Annotated in this window: 16 protein-coding genes and 2 pseudogenes; 12 read left to right on the forward strand and 6 right to left on the reverse strand. The window is 63.0% G+C overall.

What is annotated here, in order from left to right; genetic code table 11:
- Nucleotide 1: 1 nt before the first annotated feature.
- Both VOI21_RS10310 and VOI21_RS10315 read right to left on the reverse strand, forming a co-directional pair.
- Nucleotides 2-676, reverse strand: a complete 675-nt coding sequence (locus VOI21_RS10310) for an aspartate/glutamate racemase family protein (RefSeq protein WP_323769771.1) — start codon at nt 674-676, stop codon at nt 2-4.
- Between the two features lie 45 nt (nt 677-721).
- Nucleotides 722-2,509, reverse strand: coding sequence for an ABC transporter ATP-binding protein (locus tag VOI21_RS10315; protein WP_323769772.1), 1,788 nt, complete (start codon nt 2,507-2,509; stop codon nt 722-724).
- Nucleotides 2,510-2,622: 113 nt separating this feature from the next.
- On the opposite strand from VOI21_RS10315, the gene VOI21_RS10320 reads away from it, so the two are divergent.
- The 7 genes from VOI21_RS10320 to VOI21_RS10350 all read left to right on the forward strand — a co-directional run bounded on the left by VOI21_RS10320 (nt 2,623) and on the right by VOI21_RS10350 (nt 10,795).
- A complete protein-coding gene (locus VOI21_RS10320; protein ID WP_323769773.1) occupies nt 2,623-3,492 on the forward strand; it encodes a sulfurtransferase in 870 nt (289 codons plus the stop codon).
- 203 nt (nt 3,493-3,695) lie between these two features.
- Nucleotides 3,696-5,270, forward strand: a complete 1,575-nt coding sequence (locus tag VOI21_RS10325; protein ID WP_323769774.1) for an ABC transporter substrate-binding protein — start codon at nt 3,696-3,698, stop codon at nt 5,268-5,270.
- An 81-nt stretch (nt 5,271-5,351) separates the two neighbouring features.
- The gene (locus tag VOI21_RS10330; RefSeq protein ID WP_323769775.1) at nt 5,352-6,362 is read left to right on the forward strand and encodes an ABC transporter permease; all 1,011 of its coding nucleotides are present in this window, start codon (nt 5,352-5,354) and stop codon (nt 6,360-6,362) included.
- 13 nt (nt 6,363-6,375) lie between these two features.
- Complete coding sequence (locus VOI21_RS10335; RefSeq protein ID WP_323769776.1) at nt 6,376-7,212, forward strand: ABC transporter permease; 837 nt, start codon at nt 6,376-6,378, stop codon at nt 7,210-7,212.
- Nucleotides 7,209-8,591: an ABC transporter substrate-binding protein gene (locus VOI21_RS10340; protein ID WP_323769777.1), complete on the forward strand. Its 1,383-nt coding sequence runs from the start codon at nt 7,209-7,211 to the stop codon at nt 8,589-8,591. The genes VOI21_RS10335 and VOI21_RS10340 overlap by 4 nt, the downstream gene beginning before the upstream one ends.
- Before the next feature lie 48 nt (nt 8,592-8,639).
- The gene (locus VOI21_RS10345; protein WP_323769778.1) at nt 8,640-9,023 is read left to right on the forward strand and encodes a VOC family protein; all 384 of its coding nucleotides are present in this window, start codon (nt 8,640-8,642) and stop codon (nt 9,021-9,023) included.
- Nucleotides 9,020-10,795, forward strand: a complete 1,776-nt coding sequence (locus tag VOI21_RS10350; protein WP_323769779.1) for a formylglycine-generating enzyme family protein — start codon at nt 9,020-9,022, stop codon at nt 10,793-10,795. The genes VOI21_RS10345 and VOI21_RS10350 overlap by 4 nt, the downstream gene beginning before the upstream one ends.
- Nucleotides 10,796-10,832: 37 nt before the next feature.
- Here the strand turns inward: VOI21_RS10350 and VOI21_RS10355 are convergent, their stop codons facing one another.
- Nucleotides 10,833-11,042 (reverse strand): transposase, encoded by a 210-nt coding sequence (locus tag VOI21_RS10355; protein ID WP_416358968.1) that lies wholly within the window; start codon nt 11,040-11,042, stop codon nt 10,833-10,835.
- Nucleotides 11,043-11,241: 199 nt separating this feature from the next.
- Nucleotides 11,242-11,991 (reverse strand): FadR/GntR family transcriptional regulator, encoded by a 750-nt coding sequence (locus VOI21_RS10360; RefSeq protein ID WP_323769780.1) that lies wholly within the window; start codon nt 11,989-11,991, stop codon nt 11,242-11,244.
- Between the two features lie 226 nt (nt 11,992-12,217).
- Between VOI21_RS10360 and VOI21_RS10365 the strand changes: the two genes are divergently transcribed.
- The 5 genes and pseudogenes from VOI21_RS10365 to VOI21_RS10385 all read left to right on the forward strand — a co-directional run.
- Nucleotides 12,218-12,424, forward strand: coding sequence for a hypothetical protein (locus tag VOI21_RS10365; protein WP_323769781.1), 207 nt, complete (start codon nt 12,218-12,220; stop codon nt 12,422-12,424).
- Complete coding sequence (locus tag VOI21_RS10370; protein WP_323769782.1) at nt 12,418-13,635, forward strand: aldehyde dehydrogenase family protein; 1,218 nt, start codon at nt 12,418-12,420, stop codon at nt 13,633-13,635. Before VOI21_RS10365 ends, VOI21_RS10370 begins: the two co-directional genes overlap by 7 nt.
- Nucleotides 13,636-13,652: 17 nt before the next feature.
- On the forward strand, nt 13,653-14,840 hold the full coding sequence (locus VOI21_RS10375; RefSeq protein WP_323769783.1) for a mandelate racemase/muconate lactonizing enzyme family protein: 1,188 nt from the start codon (nt 13,653-13,655) through the stop codon (nt 14,838-14,840).
- Nucleotides 14,841-14,900: 60 nt separating this feature from the next.
- Nucleotides 14,901-15,617: pseudogene (locus VOI21_RS10380) on the forward strand (2-dehydro-3-deoxygalactonokinase).
- 12 nt (nt 15,618-15,629) lie between these two features.
- Nucleotides 15,630-16,007: pseudogene (locus tag VOI21_RS10385) on the forward strand (2-dehydro-3-deoxy-6-phosphogalactonate aldolase); the annotation flags it as partial.
- A 217-nt stretch (nt 16,008-16,224) separates the two neighbouring features.
- Here VOI21_RS10385 and VOI21_RS10390 read toward each other — a convergent pair.
- Both VOI21_RS10390 and VOI21_RS10395 read right to left on the reverse strand, forming a co-directional pair.
- Nucleotides 16,225-17,151: an amidohydrolase family protein gene (locus tag VOI21_RS10390; RefSeq protein ID WP_323769784.1), complete on the reverse strand. Its 927-nt coding sequence runs from the start codon at nt 17,149-17,151 to the stop codon at nt 16,225-16,227.
- 2 nt (nt 17,152-17,153) lie between these two features.
- Entirely contained in the window at nt 17,154-17,996 is an 843-nt protein-coding gene (locus VOI21_RS10395) for a fumarylacetoacetate hydrolase family protein (RefSeq protein ID WP_323769785.1), read from the reverse strand.
- Nucleotides 17,997-17,998 lie beyond the last annotated feature (2 nt).

Below are 17,998 nucleotides of genomic sequence, written 5' to 3' on the forward strand. Positions count from 1 at the left end.
GTCAGGCTCCGGTTTTCTGAAATGCGTAATAGCCGAGGTCCAGCGTCGTGATCGCCGCCGCGACGGCGGCCTGCACCGGGTCGATCACCGGCAGACCGATGGCCCGCTGTAGTGCCGTGCGGTGCAGCCCCATGCCAGCACATCCCAGGATGATCACTTCGGCCCCGTCGCGATCGCGCAGCGCCTCGGCCGTGGCGCGGATATTTGGCAGGCTTTCCATGCGATTGCCCTCGGCGACGTTCATCGAGATTTCGCGGTCACCGGCCAGCCGCGGCAGCAGCTCCAACTCTTCGAGCCGCGCTGCGTGACGGGCGATGGAAGAAGGGCCAAGCGAGATTACCCCGAACCGCTGACCCAGCTGCAACGCGGCGTAATAGGCAGCTTCGGCGATGCCAATCACCGGGCGACCCGGCAGGGCCTTGCGCGTGGCCGCGACCCCCGGATCAGAAAAGCACGCCACGACCGTGGCGTCGATCGCGCCAGCCGCGATGCGGGCCTGCACCATCGGCCCGACACGGGCGACATCGTCATCTGTCTCGATGCCGACTGGTGCGTCCGCGAGTTCGGCGCAGTGAATTTCGTGACGGGTCAAGGCGCGCTGGGGCGCGAGGCAGTCCGCAATGGAGGCGGTGATCGCCTCGGAACTGTTGGGGTTGAGAACGAGTATTCGGGACATCGTGGGTCTTTCGAGAGTTCTGTCACTTTGGGTGCTCGGGCGGGATCAGGCGGTCTGCATCACGAGATGTCCGGGGGCGACTTCGGCATAGCTGCGCTCGGGGGGCTGGTGATCGGGCGCGTAGACGGGGCTTTTCAGTTCGGTCACCTCGATCCGGCGACGGGTTAGCCGACGGGCAGGGTCCGGTGCGGGCACGGCGGACAGCAGCCGGCGGGTGTAGGGGTGCTGCGGATCGGCGAATATGCGCTCGCGGGGGCCGATTTCGACGATCTCGCCCGAGAGCATCACCGCCACCCGGTGGCTGATCCGTTCGACGACTGCCATGTCGTGGCTGATAAAGAGGTAGGACAGGCCAAGATCGGCCTGCAATTCCATCAAAAGGTTCACCACCTGCGCCTTGATCGTGACGTCCAGCGCCGACACGCTCTCATCGGCCACGATAAGCCGCGGCTTCAGGCCCAATGCCCGGGCGATTGAAATCCGCTGGCGCTGGCCGCCAGAGAACTCGTGCGGCCAGCGTCGGGCCATGTCAGGGTCGAGTCCGACGCGGTTCAGCAGCCGTGCCACCTCGGCCGCCGCCTCCTCGCGGCGCAGCAGTCCGTGCACGACCATCGGCTCGGCGATGGCCTCGCCGATCCGCATACGCGGGTTAAGCGAGGAAAACGGGTCCTGGAAGATCATCTGCATGGCGCGTCGCTCACGGACCAGCGCGGCTGGGGGCATGGCGCGCAAGTCTTGCCCGGCGAAGCGCACGCTGCCGGATGTCGGTTCGGTCAGGCGCAGCACGGAACGGCCAGTCGTGGACTTGCCACAGCCGGATTCCCCGACCAGCGCCAGCGTCTCGCCGGGAAAGAGGTCGAAAGAGATATTCTGCACGGCATGCACGCGCGCGTGCACCCGTCCCAGAATGCCGCGGCGCAGATCAAAGCGGGTGACGAGGTTGCGCACTTCGAGAAGCGGTTCCGCCGCGCGCTGTACCGTGTCGACCACGGTCGGCGTCGGGACGCCAGCCTCCGGATAGGGCCGGGGCAGGGGGCTGCCGCCCAGATCGCCGAGGCGCGGCGCGGCGGCGAGCAGGCGGCGGGTGTAGTCGGTGCGCGGGTTGGCAAAGACTTGTTCGGTCGGCCCCTCCTCAAGCATCCGGGAACGGTACATGACCACCGTGCGCTCGGCGATCTCGGCCACAACGCCCATGTCGTGGGTGATGAAGAGCACGCCCATCCCGTCCTCGTCCTGCAACTCCTTGATCAGTTCGAGGATCTGCGCCTGGATCGTCACGTCGAGCGCAGTGGTCGGCTCATCCGCGATCAACAGGCGCGGCGCGCAGGCGAGAGCGGTGGCGATCATCACCCGTTGCAGCATTCCGCCCGACATCTCGTGCGGGTACTCCGAAGCGCGGCGTGCCGCGGCGGGGATGCGTACCCGGTCCATCAGGCGCACAGCTTCGGCCATGGCGGCGCGGCGCGACAAGCCACGGTGGCGCACCAGCGGTTCGGCGATCTGGCGTCCGACGCTGAGGACCGGGTTGAGCGAGGTCATCGGCTCCTGAAAGATCATGGCGATGTCGTTGCCGCGGATGCGCGCCATTTCGCGCTCGGGCAGGGTCAGCAATTCGCGGTCGTCGAACCGCACCGACCCGCTGGCACGCGCCAGACCCTCGGGTAAAAGCCCCATGACCGACAGTGCAGTGACGCTCTTGCCGGACCCCGACTCTCCGACCACCGCAAGCGTTTGCCCGGCGGCGACCTCAAAGCTGACGCCATCGACCACCGTCTGCCAGCCTTGAGGCGTGCGGAACTGAGTCGAAAGGCTGGAAACGGAGAGAAGGGACATGCGGATTCCGTCGGAGAGTTGATGAAGGGATTTACAGCCGATCTGTTCTGTGGTGTCAAATGTAAAAGTGCCGTGTGATATATCACGGGAAGTGACAGCAGCGGAATCCGATCATGCCGACACCTGATGCCGAAACCCGCCGAAAGGTTCTTTTGACGCCCCGAGAACTGCACGACATGCTGCTTGGTCCAGAGCCGCCCGTGGTCATCGCGGTGCAATCGGTCAATCCTTATACCGGCGTCTCCTCTCGCAGTGGAAAGTGGATACCGGGCGCCGTAGAGGTGGATGCCTATCGCGATTTTGCCGCACCGGCCTCGACCGAACTTGGCCAGCGTCCGCTGCCGCATGTGGCCGCGTTGCAGGCTGCGGCGCGGCGTTGGGGTGTGCGTCATGACCGGCCCGTGGTGCTCTATGACGCCGAGCGCACGATGACTTCCGCTCGGTCATGGTGGGTGCTGAGGTGGGCCGGAATCTCGGATGTACGGGTGCTTGATGGCGGGCTGGATGCGTGGGAAAAGGCCGGACTTCCAGTATCGGAAGTTGCTGGCAGTAATGAAGAAACTTGCATTTCACTTTCCCCGGGGCACATGCCGGAACTGGATGCGACCGCAGCGTTGAACTTGGCGGGCGACGTTCCGGGCGTGCTGCTCGATGCCCGTATCCGGCCCAACTATATCGGCGGTTCGCCGGACGAGGGGGACCCGAAGCGCGGCCATATCCCCGGCGCGCTCAGCGCCCCGGCCCCCGACAATTTCACTGATGAGGGTCCGATCACCGATGGGGCGACGCTTGCCGAGATGTATCGCGGGCTGGGCGCGACCGAAGGGGCGCCGGTCGGCGTCTATTGTGGGGCCGGCATGTCCGCGGCGGTGACTGTGCTGGCGTTGGCCTCGATTGGAGTCGAGGCGGCGATGTACGTGGGGTCGTGGTCGCAATATGTTCAGGATCCCGCGCGCCCGGTGAGGCGCGGCCCGTTCCCGTGATCCGTCGAATTTGTCGTGTAAGGTGCCCGGTTGCCCAATGCTTGGGCACAAAGGCTGTCTCACCACTGGGCTCGATGCGAAAATGCCAGCATGTCCAAAATAAGATATTGCGTCAGATATATCACACGGCGCAAGATCAGTGGAATTCCCGCGACTCGGTCGCGCAATCAGGGCCCCGGCCCGATCCAACACAGGAGTGAAACATGAGACTGACGCGCAGATTGTTCGGGGCCCTCTCCGGCGTGGCGCTGGTGCTGGCAACGGTGCCGCTCTCCGCCCAGAAGGTTCAGGCGCAAGAGGCATCGACACTGGTGATCGCGGTGCCATCCGACCCGGCTGGGCTGGAGCCCGGGGTCAACAAGGCCGAGCCGATCGGCTCGGAAATCATCCTCAATGTTTTCGACACGCTGGTTGCATGGAAGGCGCCGGACTTTTCCGAGCTTGAAGGCCGGCTTGCCACCGACTGGAGCATTTCCGAGGACGGCAAGACCTTCAGTTTCACCCTGCGCGAGGGTGTGACATTCCATGATGGTACGCCGTTCAACGCCGAGGCGGTGAAATTCTCGATCGAGCGCACGGCGCAGATGAACCCCTATGTCGAGGCGACGCTGGGATCTGTCGAAAGCATCGACACCCCTTCCGACATGGAGGTGGTCTTCAATCTCGCGCGGCCGTACCCGGCTTTCCTGTCAATCCTCGCGCAGCCGCAATCGGCGATCGTGAGTCCGGCAGCGGTCGAAGAGCTTGGTGAGGATTTCGCCAACAATCCGGTCGGCACCGGCCCGTTCAAGTTCCGCGCCTATCAGGCCGACACGCGCGTGGTGCTGGACGCCAATCCCGACTATTTCCGCGGCGCCCCCAAGCTTGAGCGGCTGATCTACACGATCATTCCAGAGGCTTCGACCCGGCGGCTGGAATTGGAAAACGGCGGCGTCGACATCATCCAGCAGGCCGGACAGCTTTCGGCGGTCCCGTCCGAGGAAATGACCGCTTTCGCGGATAACCCCGATATCCAGATCCTCGAAAGCCCCTCGCAGATTATTCGTCAGCTCGAGTTCAACAACTCCCTGACCGATGGTCCGTTCACCGACGTGCGGGTCCGCCGTGCCATCGCGATGGCAATCGACTATGAGGGGCTTCTTGACGGCGTCTTCGACGGCACCGCCGAGCGCGTTTACGGCCCGCTCACGTCGAACAGCTGGGCCTTTGACCCGGCCGTTAAGGATATGGCGCCGACATACGACCCAGAGGGCGCGAAGGCGTTGCTGCAAGAGGCGGGAGTCGATCCGGCTGATCTGAGCGTGAAGCTCTACAGCTTTCAGGGAGCGCTCTGGGGCGCCGTGGCGACCTTCGTGCAGGCCAATCTTGCCGATATCGGTGTCGAGGTGGAAATCGCACAGACCGAGTTCCCGTCCTACCGCGCGTTGCACGTAGCGGGGGAGTGGCAGATGGCGTTGGACGGCCGCCAGCCGTGGTACAATGACCCTGATGCACATACCACAATTGGTTACCTGTCGTCGCTCAAGAACAGCGCGATGACCTTCCGGATGCCGGAGAACGCCGAACTCGACGCCAAGATCCTTCAAGCGCAAGGCGAGGCGGACATGGAGAAGCGCAAGGCGCTCTATTCCGAAATCCAGAAGACGATCGTGGAGTCCGTGCCGGGCGCCTATCTCTTCAGCCCCAAGCTGATCGTTTTCGCCCGCTCGAATGTCGACGGCCTTGTCGTCAACAGCGCGCCGCCACTTAATGAATATTGGAGCGTGTCCAAGAATTAATCTGCGACACGGCATGACAACCGGCACCGGCCTGGACCCTAGTGTCTGGGCCGGTGTCCTCCACTCTGACGGGACCACCCGATGTTTGCCTTCCTCGTGCGGCGCCTGCTGTCGCTCCTCCCCGTTCTTGCGCTGGTTCTGGTGATCGTTTTCTCGCTGGTTCGGATGATTCCCGGTGATCCGGCGGTCACCCTTCTGGGACCCGGCGCCACCGCCAGCCAGATCGACGCCCTGCGCCAACAGCTCAACCTGGACGAGCCCGCGCTGTTGCAGTTCTGGCACTACGTGGTCGGGCTGGCCCAGGGCGATCTGGGCGTGTCGTTGAAATCGGGACGACCGGTGCTGGACGAGATCCTGTTGCGCCTGCCCGCGACGCTGGAAATCTCTATCGCCGCCGTGTTGGTCGCCATCCTTGTTGGCACGCCAATCGGTGTCCTGTCCGCCACGCGGCCAAATTCCGGTTTCGATCACGCGGTGCGTATCCTGTCGCTGACCGGCGTGTCGATGCCAGCGTTCCTGCTGGCGCTGATCTTGCAGCTGGTCTTCGCGACCTGGCTGGGATGGCTGCCGGTCTCGGGGAGGATGTCGAGCTATCTTTTCGTCGATCATGTCACCGGCTTTGCCGTAATCGACGGCTGGCTATCGGGCGAAAAGGGCGCGGTCCGGAGTGCGCTACTGCACATGATCCTGCCGGTCACCGTTCTGGCAGCCTTCCTCGCCGCTACCCTAGGCCGCTTTGTGCGCGCCACCATGCTGGAAACGCTCAGCGAGGACTTCGTGCGGACCGCGCGCGCCAAGGGGTTGAGCCGGCGCGAGGTGATCTACGGCCATGCGCTGCGCACGTCGCTCCTGCCGGCGATTACCGTAGTTGGACTGAAATTCGCCGAAATGCTGGGTGGCGCGATCCTGACCGAAACGATCTTCAGCTGGCCGGGCATCGGGCGCTTCATGTTCGAGGCGATCCGCAATCGCGACTACCCGGTGATCCAGGGCGCGACGCTGGTCTTTGCATTGCTCTTTATGCTGACATCGCTCTTGGTCGACATCCTTTACGCCGTGCTGGACCCGCGCGTCCGCCGCAAGATGACTTGAGGGGAACGATCCGATGAAGGAACTGGTTCATTTCCTCAGCCGCAACACGCTGGCCTTGGTCGGCACCTGTATCTTGAGCGCGCTGCTGTTGGTGGTGCTGGTCGGACCTTTGCTGGTGCAGTCGCCGATCACCATCGACATGGGGGCCAAGCTGCTGCCGCCGGGGCCGGGCCACTGGCTGGGCACCGACAGTTTCGGCCGCGACATGCTCTCGCGCTTGGTGCACGGAGGGCGCTACACGCTTGCCATCGGCATTCTCGTCGTGGGCATTGCCTTCGTGATTGGCGTGTTTTTCGGGATGATCGCGGGCTTTGCCGGCGGCCTGCTCGACACACTGATCATGCGCCTCGTCGACGCCATGCTGTCCTTCCCGGCTCTGGTTCTGGCCATTGCGCTTGCCGCCGCCTTCGGACCGAGCCTTGAGAACGCGATGATCGCCGTTGCCATCACACTGGCACCGCAATTCGCCCGGGTGGCGCGCAGTCAGGCGCTGACCGTTTCGGCACGGCTCTACGTGGATGCGGCCCATGCGCTTGGCCTGCCACGACGTCGGATCCTGCTGCGGTACGTGCTGATCAACGCCATCGGGCCCCTGCTGGTACAAGCCTCGCTGAACGTAGGCAGCGCCATCCTGCAAACCGCAAGCCTGGGCTTCCTCGGGCTTGGCGCGCAGCCGCCCATGCCGGAATGGGGCGCGGATGTCTCGGCCAATCTGGCCTTTGCGCGGTCCAGCCCATGGACGGCGCTTGGGCCCGGGTTCGCCATCCTCCTTGCCGTGCTCTCCTTCAACCTGATCGGTGACGCACTGGCAGACTGGTTCAACCCTCGCCGCCGGAGCCAGATCGCATGAGCCTCCCCGAGATCCCGACCATTGCATTGGAAAAGGTCGATTTCCTGCCACCGGACCGGGTGACCGACGATGGCAGCATCCTGACTCTGAAATCGCTGGTGCTCGATCCGATGTTGCGCTGGAAGGACGGGGCGATCCAACCCGGCCTCTTCGATCACTGGGCGCTGGACAGCAGCGGCTGTCTTTGGACGTTACAGATCCGACCCGGCAAGACCTTCCACGACGGCAGCCCGGTTCTGGCCGAACAGGCCGCAGCGTTTATCAGCCGCATCATGGATTCGCGTGACATGTTCGGGATGCCTTGGTCCTACGCGCGCTACCTGGCAGGCGCGCGCATGGCGGCCGACGGCCTTGTGTTGACCATCGAGACGCCCAAGCCGTTCCCGGATCTGCCCGAAATCCTCTCAGAGTTCTACCTGCCGCGCATGGACGGTGCGGGCCGCCCTGTGATCGGCACCGGTCCCTGGGAGGTCGAGACATTCACCGCCGGGCAAGAGGTGCTGTTGCGCCGCCGCGCCGATGGGTGCCGACGCCGCTTCGTTGCCTTGCCGCGGGCCGAGGACCGGCTGGCGGCGCTGCACTCGGGACAGGTGCAGGCTGCGACCCACATGGAGCGACTGGACTCCGTGCGACGCGGCCTCGACGGTTTCGGCTGGCAAGAGCAGGCAAGCACCATGTCGGTGATGGCCTATATGAACGGGTTCGAGGGCAGTTTCTCCGATCCTCGCGCGCGGCTGGCTGCCAATCTGGCAATCGATCGAACCCGCCTGATCGCCGAGGTGATGGGCGGGCTTGCCCTCCCGTCTGACACGATTGTCAGCCCATGGCATTTCGGACATCCGGAGGCCGGTTTGACGCCTATGGGCCATGCGCCGGACGAGGCGCGCCGCTTGTTGGCGGCGTCGCAGGCCCCGCGCGAAGTGGTGTTGCGCAGTCCGACCTACATGCCCGAACGTGCCCCTGAGATCGCCCGCTTTTTGGCCGAGGCTTGGAATGCGGTCGGCTTTGAAACCCGTGTGGAAATTGCCGAGGATCGCCCGCAATACGCCCGCGACATCGGCGAGAAAAAGATGGGCGATGTCGCGATTTTCGACAGTTCGCCGCACAGCACTTTCCGGGTGCTCGATGACAAGATTTCCGCCTCAAGCCGGGCAGTCTGGTGGCAGGGCGTGGAGGATCAGCAGGTCGACGCGGGCTTTGATGCCGCCCGGCACATCACGGACAACGATGCCCGCGCGCGCGCCTACGGCACGATCCTGCGACGCCTGCAGACGGCCCCGCCTTGGGTCTATCTCTTTCACCCCGTGCTCTGCCTTGCCCACGCGCCCGCGTTGCAGGGGCTGAGCCTCGATCACAAGGGCATCCTTCGGATCGCCTGAGGGCCGCGCCGAACGGCCCATTCGGAAATAACACAAAGGACACCGATCATGCTCAGGGAATGTGCGATCACCTTCTACTATTATCAGGACATCCACGCGGTTGCCCCATTCTACGAGGATGTGCTGGGTTTCGAGCTGGTGCTCGACCAGGGACTGGCGCGGATCTACCGCATCGCCGGAAACGCTTATTTCGGTATCGTCGATGGCACCAAGGGGCACCTCAAGTTTCAGGAAAAAAGCGCGACCTTGCTGACAGTCGTCTCGGAGGACGTGCCCGGATGGCATGAAAAGATGAAGGCAGCAGGCGTCACAGGCTTGTCGGACATCCTGCGCGGCACCTATTGCGAGCATTTCTTCTTCGAGGATCCGGCGGGGTACGCCATAGAAATCCAGCGGTTCCACAACCCGGACGTGGCAAAGCTTTTCAAATGACCGGGCATCCGATCCTGCCGCGACTGGTGGACTTTACGCACGAGGACCGCGCCGCCAAGGGGCTGCGGGTCTTCGCCGAGGGCGCCGCACCAGATGCGATCGTTCAGTTCACCGCCGCCGAGATGGTCTCGATGAACCGCGCACAACTGCTGCACGCGCCGCGTGGCGGGGGGATGACCACGCTGGCGCAAGAGATCACTGGCGCGCTGGAACATCAGCGCGCCAGTGACCCTGCGCGGACCCCACCGGCGCTCTGCCGTCTGGCGATCCGCAACCCGGAGGGCCTGTCACTCCCGCAGGTCTGGGAGGCGGGGGTGCCACGTCCCCTCGTCTCCGCCCCGGGGCAGGGCAGGGTGTTGCTGGCCAAGGCGAAAGCGACCACTGGACCGGTGCTGCTGATCCTCGACGGGCTGGAGCGTGAGACTGATCCCTCGGCTCTGGTGCAGGCGGCGATGGCCTGGCTGGCCGATACCCACGAGACGCGGCTGCTGATCCTGTGCGAGAGTGGCGCGCTTGAAACTATCCGCCTGCATCCGGACCTTCGCGCCCACGCACTTCTGCCGCTGCTAAAGCCCGCGCGGGAGGCCGCGCTGACAGGTATGCAAAGGCACGACCCCTGCGATGAAATGTGGGTGCACGCGGGCCTCTGGGCGCTTTCTCTGGACGAAAGCAGGGCCTTGCGGATCGCCGAAGCCGCGGCGCTTCCGGTCGAGGCGGAATGGCTGCAAGAGACCCGCGACGCCGCCGCCCTAGCTGCGCTGGATGCCGAAGGCGTCGTTGCGCGTGTCCTGAGCAACAAAGCCCGCTGGACCGGACCGCTGCGGGCGTTGGTGGTAAGCCGGGGCGAGGACGCAGAGCTTGCCACCGCATTGGCCGGGGCAGGCGAGCTGGGGATGTTGATGGCTGCGGCCGATCTCACGCCTGCGGCCAGCCCCGCTGCGCCGGAATTGGCACGGATGCTGGCAGATGCCATCGAGGCAGGGGGCGCCGCCCCGGCGCTCCGCCGCCGTGCAGGTCAGGCCTTGGCAAGGCTGGGTGATCCACGCCCGCTCGATCAACTGGTCGAGATCCCCGCCGGACGCTACGAAATGGGGGGCGACCTGCACCCCAACTCGGCGCCGTCCCACGAGGTCACGTTGCAGGCGTTCCGTATCGGGGCGTTCCCCGTGACATGTGGCGCTTATCTGCGCTTTGTCGAAGCCACGGCACGCGACTGGAGTTCGGCCAGCGGACGCGCCCCCGAGCGGGCCAGCCACCCGGCCACGGATCTGACTTGGCACGACGCACGCGCGTTTTGCCGCTGGCTCACCGAGCTGTGGCGCCGCGAGGGACGTGTCGACGCCACGCAAACCGTCCGCCTGCCAACCGAGCGCGAGTGGGAAGCCGCGGCCCGCGGTCCGCAAGCGCGCATTTATCCTTGGGGCGCCGAATGGCGGGCCGAACACGCCAATGACGAAGAGACGGGCTTCAACGACATATGCACGGTCGGGCTTTTCCCCGAGGGCGCGTCTCCCTACGGGTGTTTCGACATGGCCGGTCAGGCTTGGGAATGGTGCACCACGCTCTGGGGCGAGGACATGACCGCGCCGCGCTTTGCCTTCCCCTGGGCCGATGACGGACGAGAGTCTCTCGACGCGCCGCCGCAAGTGCGGCGGGTGTTGCGCGGTGGGTGCTTTTCGTCGGGGCGGGCAAAGGCCAATGGCATCTATCGTGGGAGCCTGGAACCGAATGGTTTCTGGCGCGGCAACGGATTTCGGATCGTGGTGGTTTGATGACGCGCGTCAAGGCTTGATCGGGCATTCGGATAGTTCACGCACCCCCACGATACGGCAGGCTTACGTTCGGCAACTTATCGCGACGGCACGAGGTCGTGAAGTTGGGCACCTGCCAATCCTGCCCAACCAATTTCAGTACGTGTTCTACAAAGCCTGTGGTGGGCAGCAAAGGCGGGCCAAACAGGACTTGGGGGTCAGACAGCGCTGGATCGCGGCTTCGCCGACACTTGGCTTGGGGCCGCACCCGCCGCTAAGCGGCCATCGCCACGTTATCTTGGGATCGCTTGACGTCGTCGGTGCCAGTAGCGCCCGCTAGGCAGCGGACAGGCAATGACCAATTCGTGGTCTTGTCCTTTGCTGGGCCGCAACGGCTCATATCGCCCGGCTACTGTCCCAGGTCCACGCAGTAAGTCCAACAGTCGGATTTGCGCGGCAGAGCCAATTCAGTCGGCCCGGTTCATCTTGACGACTTTGGCCAGTCTGGTTGATGCGTCAGCAAGGTGTTCCTTCATGCATTCTCGCGCGGCCTCCGCTTGCTTGTCCTTGATGGCGTCCGCAATCGCCCGGTGAAGCGGGATGGATTTGCGGTTCAGGCGTTCGTCCGGATTGGTCAGGCGTATGGACAGCATCAAACCAGCGAAAATCGCATTCTCCAGCGCGTCGAGGTAGCGGTTGTCGGCGGCGCGCAACACCGCGATGTGAAACCGGGCGTCCGCCAGAACGTATGCACTGTTCTCGCCCGCATGGGTTTCCATCTGGTCGCAGGCGCCGAGTATGGCATCCAGTTGCGCCTCGGTCCTGCGCGTCGCCGCGTGAAAGGCCGCGTCCGGCTCGATGGATTGCCGGAGCTCCATCAGATTGATCAGACGCTCGTCCTCGATCGTGAGCGATTGGTGCCACATCAGCACGTCGCGATCCAGCATCTGCCAATGACGGAAGTCCTGAACACGCGTACCGATCCGCTGGCGGACTTCCAGCAGGCCCTTGGCGACCAGCATCTTGACCGCCTCACGGACGACCGTGCGGCTGACAGCGAATTCCTGACAGAGCGCGTTTTCGTCGGGCAGCATCTGGCCGGGTTCAAGTTGGCCGTCAAGGATGCGCTCTCCGATCTTGCGCGATATCTGCCCGGACAAGGAGCGCGACAGTGTGTTCGAAGACGGGATCAGAAGGTCTGCTTCCGGGGTGGTCACGTTGCGATACCTCCAGCGTTTCGATAATCATAATACCTTTGAGACTGGTCGCAAAGCGGAAGTTCGCGCCGTGGTCACGGCGTGCATTTTATCATTGATATTATGATTTTTAAAAATTGTGTGTTGTTGACAGAAATGGAGAATACCGATGATCCGGTCGACAAGGCGCTATTGTATGTGTTAAACATATTATGAATAAATTTTATACGTAAGGGCGGACCAAGTGTTGCACAAGAGGATTGATGTCGGCGGCGCGCTGCTGGACGGACAAGCCACGCTGGACGTCGTGAATTCCGCCACCGAAAAATGCGTCGAAAAACGTGCCGCAGCCGGGCTGTTAGACGTGCAAAAGGCGCTGGAAGCGGCACGCGATGCCGCGCCGCGCCGGGATGGGCTGCGACACCTATCGTTGAACGACAACGTTGGATGCTGAGATTGCGCGACGCGGTGATCGCAAGCGAAAAGGCGTTGCGCGACTGCGTCCACAAAAAAATGGGCAAGCTCTGGGGCGGCACGCAAGTGGAGCGCGCGCTGACCTTCTACACCGAAGAGATTGCGCGCGTTCACGAAAAGACCCTGCGCGATCTCGACGGGACCCACGAACACCGTGTCGTCTATGAGCCCTCGGGTGTGGCGGTGGCCTATCTGGCGTGGAATTTCCCGCTGCTCAACCTTGCCTATAAGATCGCCCCGGCCATGGCGGCGGGTTGTCCGATCATCATCCGCCTTTCGGCGGCACCCCGGGTGACCGCCTACGCGGTGGGTGAGTTGTGCCAACAGACCGGCCTGCCTGCCGGTGTTGTGAACATTCTCACAACTGATGACTACGCGCCCTCGGACACGCTGGCGGCGTCGACCATTCCCAGCGAGATCACGTTGATCGGGTCAACCAACACCGGCAAGCACCTGATGACAGTGGGGGCCACCTCGATCAAGAAATTCTCGATGGGATTGGGCGGCAATGGACCGGTACTGGTCTACAAGGATGCGGATCTTGATCTTGCCGCCGATATCGGGACGACGGTCAAGTTCAGCAACGCGGGTCATATTTGCGTCACCCCGAACCGGGTCTTTGTCGAACAAGGGGTCTGCGACACTTTCCGCGAGAAGGTCGTCGCCCGGGCAAAGGCCGCCAAAGTCGGCTTTGATCACCATGCCGGTATCTTGACCGGCCCGATGATCGACGACCGCGTCTGGACAAGGGCGAAAGCACTGATTGACGACGCGGTGAACAAGGGCGCGACACTGCTGGCCGGGGGCGACCGTCCCGAAGGGTTGGACAAGGGGCACTTTATGGCGCCGACCGTTCTGGATGGCGTCACCCCCGAGATACAGATCTATCAAAACGAGATCTTTGGCCCGGTGGTCAGCCTGATCCCCTTCAATGATCGCGAGGACGTTCTGGACCGCGCGGGTGATGGCGAAGAGGGCGGTCTTGCCTCATACATTTTCACTGCCGATCTCGCGCTTGCGGACAAGGTGGCGAAGCGGCTGCGCTGCGGCGAAGTGCAGATCAACGGTGTCAAAGATGACATCTACATTCCGCACGGGGGCATCGGCCAATCTGGCACCGGTCAGGACTGCTCGCGTCTTGCCCTGAACGACTGCCTTGTCGTGAAGCGTATCGGCCGCGCACTGACATAAGGAAGGAGGCCATAAGAATGGAAAACAACACCAACGGACTCAAGATCACCAAGATCACCAGCCATGTGCTGCAATGCGACATGCCTGAGGAACTTGGCTATTCGCAACAATATTATTCCAAGCGCACCGCGCATCTGGTTGAGGTTGAAACCGATCAAGGCATCACCGGCTGGGGAGAGTGTTTCGGCCCCGGCAATGTCGCCTTGGCGAACAAGGCGATCGTCGAACGGGTCATCCAGCCTTTGGTGCTGGGCATGGATCCGATGGATCGCGATGTGATTTGGCACAAGGTTTACAACATGCTGCGGGATCATGGGCAAAAGGGGATGCCGCTGCAGTCCCTGTCCGGTGTCGATATCGCGCTGTGGGATATTGCCGGAAAAGTGACAGGGCAGCCCATCCACAAGCTGATTGGCGGGGCACATCGGACGCATGTGCGGTCTTACGGCTACGGCATGATGCTAAAACGCGAGAGCGTCGAAGATCACGTCGCGCGGTTCACGGATGAGGCCGCGGCGATCCGGGACATGGGATTTGCTGCAACCAAGATGAAGATCGGCCTTGGCGCAAAAGATGACGTCAAACTGGCCGAAGCGGTGCGGCGCGGGGTCGGCGATGAGTTCGATTTCATGGCCGATGCCAACCATGCCTATAACACGGTGGATGCCTTCTATGTCGGGCGCGCGCTGGAGGAGTTGGGGGCCTTCTGGTTCGAGGAACCCGTGGCGCCCGAAGATCTGGACGGCTACCGCGAATTGCGGGCCGGTCTGAAGGTCAATATTTCCGGAGGCGAGGCGGAATTCAACCGCTGGGGCTGGCGCACCCTGTTGGAGTCGCGGGGGCTGGATATCGCCCAGCCCGAGGTCTGCGCCTTGGGCGGTATCACCGAGTATCTGCGTGTCTTGGCGCTGTGCCACGCGCATTTCACACCTGTCTTTAACCATGTCTGGGGGTCGGCCATTGCCGTGGCGACCAATCTGCAACTGCTCGCGGCCATGCCACCGATGCCCGGGGGGCTTTTCCCGCGTGAACCGTGGCTAGAGTTCGATACGACGGAGAACCGTTTCCGCGATCATCTTCTTGCCGAACCGCTGGACATTCAGGGTCAGGTTGCGCGCAACGATGGTCTGATCGCCATACCAACGGGGCCGGGATTGGGTGTCGAACCGGACCGGAGCTTTATCAAGGCCTATGAGATTGAATAGCAACGCATCGCAGGTTGCCCGGTTTGTCGAAGTCGACTGGGGAAGGTCCAGCTTCCGCCTTTGGGGTCTGCAGGTGACGGGCATACACTGGCAGAGCGCAAGGGCGCAGATGGCATGCCTGCCCTCACGCCTGACCAGTTTGGCCTTCTGCTGCAGTCACATCTGATGGCGCTGAAGGTCCCGCGTGATGTCCCGGTTTTGTTCTGCGGGATGGCCGGAGCGCGGACAGGCTGGCGCGAGGCTGGTTACATGGAACTGCCGCTCCGGCCTTCCGATCTTACAACTGCAACCATCTAAGTGCCGGGATTTCCATGGAACGTTCGCATCCTGCCCGGCGCCGCGCAGCGGCAAGTGATGTCGCCCGACGTGATGCGCGGTGAAGAGACCATATTGCTGGGCGCCGCTCGGCTTGGCGTGCAGGGCTGGGACGGCATTCCCGGGACACATTGCAAGTGGGCACAAGTTCAGGATGGAGCACTGATCCGCTTCGATACCTCTATGACGGGCAAAATTTTTGCGCTTTTCGCGGGGCGATCTACGCTTTCGGGGTTCATCGATTCAATTCAGTTCAATGCCGCCATCTTTGATCGCGCGGTCGAGGTCGCTGTGCGGCGGCCCGAAGACAGCCTGCGCAGCCTGTTCCACCTGAGAGCAGGCCCATTGCTGAATTCGCCTGATCCCTTTGCCTCGATCGCGCGGGCGGTGGATGTGGCCCAGGACCACGATGCCTGTCTTGTCGAGGCTGGCACCTTGTTGGAGGCGGGGCAGGTCGATTAGGTCCGAAAGGCGGGCGAGAACCTGATCGTTTCGCCGGAGGTAAAACCCGAGGGCGTCGAGGCGTCGGTTCAGGCAGGCATGGCAAGCGTCCCCGATGTTTTTACCGCCACCGAGGCGCATCGCGCTATCAGGTTCGGGGCGGCGGGCCTGAAGTTCTTCCCGCCTTCGCGGGTCGGAGCCTCGGGCATTTACGCGATCCGCGCGGCCCTGCCTGAAACAACGCGGATCTGTGCGGTCGGCGGTGTCGGCCCATCGGATTTCGAAGACTACAAGGCCGCTGGCGTTTGCGGATTTGGACTGGGGACCAACCTGTATCGGCCCGGGAATACGGCCGCGCAGGTCAGTGCCTGTGCCATAAAGGCTGTTGCGCCGCGCGTCGGCTGGCACTGACATCAGGCGCATGTCCACGGTGGACCGCAGGCTCTCCACCTCGAATTCCGATCAGGCGTAATCCCGGAGTCGAATGCGGCAGTCAGGCTGTCGGGGTCTCGATGCGTCAACAACTCCCCGAAAAGCTTCGGGCAGAAGCAGAATACTCCGCGCGCGTGATCCAGAAGGAAAGAATTGTCTTGAGTGAACTCCGTTGCGCCGGGGACGCAAGCAAACCTTATTCGAGCCGGTAAACCCGCGTTGCGGTCTTGCTGAACACCGCGTCGAGGGCTTGGGGATCGGTTTCGTCCACCAAAGAGGCAAGTGTCCGTATCTGATCCAAGACCGAACAATGCAGGGTTTCAATCGGCGCATTGGACCCGTACATCAGCCTGTCGGGGCCGATCTGGTCAAGGACGTGTTGCACGTAGGGGCGCAGTCGGCCCGAGTTCCACGTTTTGTCGACGGTCCAAAGGCCCGACAATTTCAACGCAACGTTGGGGCAGGGGGCCAGCGTCCTGATCCCGCTGGTCCATTGTTCCTGAGTCTTGGGTTCCGGAGTTCCAAGGTGATCGACAATGATTGTGAGGTCAGGCAGGGACGCGGCAAGTTGCGCCACCTCGCAGAGTTGTTCGGGTACAACGACGAGATCCAGACTGAACCCCAATTCGACCATCAGCGATGCGTTCTTCATGAATGCAGGCCCGCCCATGATCCCGGGGCGGTCGGAAAACCGCCACCGTCCGGTGGCGTCGTGCGCAACCATGGCGCGGACACCCCGCGCCAAAGGGTAATTGGCATGAGCGGCCAGGACCTCCGGCGCCGTTTCGGATGTCAGGTCGATGCCTCCGACGGCGGCGTTGGGGGTGCCGGTCTGTTCGGACAGATCGGCAAGCCACCCCGTTTCGTGGCTGGGAACCGCCGCGCCGCAATTGGCCTGAACATGAACCGACGCAATCAGCGGCAAATCTTCGAAGTGGGTCCGGTATTCCGGTACCAGAAAGTTGCGCTTGATGGCGTCGTGATTGCCGAACGGGCGTGGCGGTGCCGCAGGCGCAAGCCAAGGATAGGGAAAGCGCCCGAGATCCCACAGGTGGTGGTGAGCGTCGACGATGGCCTGAGGCATCGGGCCATCCGGGCCGGACTTGCGGGCGCTTTCCATCATGGTCAGTCCGCAGCGACGGTGCGTTGACGCTGCTCACCAAGGCCCTGAATGCCAAGGTGCATGACGTCGCCCGGTTTTAGGTACAGGGGCGGTTTCTGTCCCATACCCACACCCGGAGGGGTGCCGGTCGAGATGATATCGCCGGGCTGAAGGCTCATGAACTGCGAGATGTAGGAGACCAGATGCGCAACCCCGTAGACCATCGTCCGGGTATTGCCGTCCTGATAGCGGTGGCCGTTGACCTCTAGGAACATGTCCAGATTTTGCGGATCTGGCACCTCATCGCGGGTGACCAGCCAGGGACCTGTCGGCCCGAAAGTATCGGCGGATTTGCCTTTGACCCATTGGCCTTGGCGCTTGATCTGGAAATCACGCTCTGACACGTCGTTGACGACGCAATAGCCCGCGACATGATCCAGTGCGTCTTCTTCGCTGACGTATTTCGCGGTTTTCCCGATAACCACGGCCAGCTCGACCTCCCAGTCGGTCGCCGTGGAGTTTCTGGGTATCTCGACGTCGTCATTAGGGCCGCAAATGGCCGAGGTCGCCTTGAAAAAGATGATCGGTTCGGGCGGCACGTCCATACCGGATTCCGCCGCGTGGTCCGAATAGTTCAGGCCAACGCAGATGAATTTTCCGACCTCGCCGACACAGGGGCCGAAGCGGGGCGTGCCATCAACCAACGGCAGGCTTTCGGGATCGACGGCAGCCGCTGCCGAGATGGCGGATTGCAGATCCGGTCCGGCAAAATCGCGGACATGCGCAGAAAGATCCCGCACTTGTCCGTTGGCGTCCAGAATGCCCGGACGTTCCTGGCCCGGCGGGCCATAACGCAAGAGTTTCATGA

The sequence above is a fragment of the Antarctobacter sp. genome (assembly GCF_034670325.1).
GTDB lineage: Bacteria > Pseudomonadota > Alphaproteobacteria > Rhodobacterales > Rhodobacteraceae > Antarctobacter.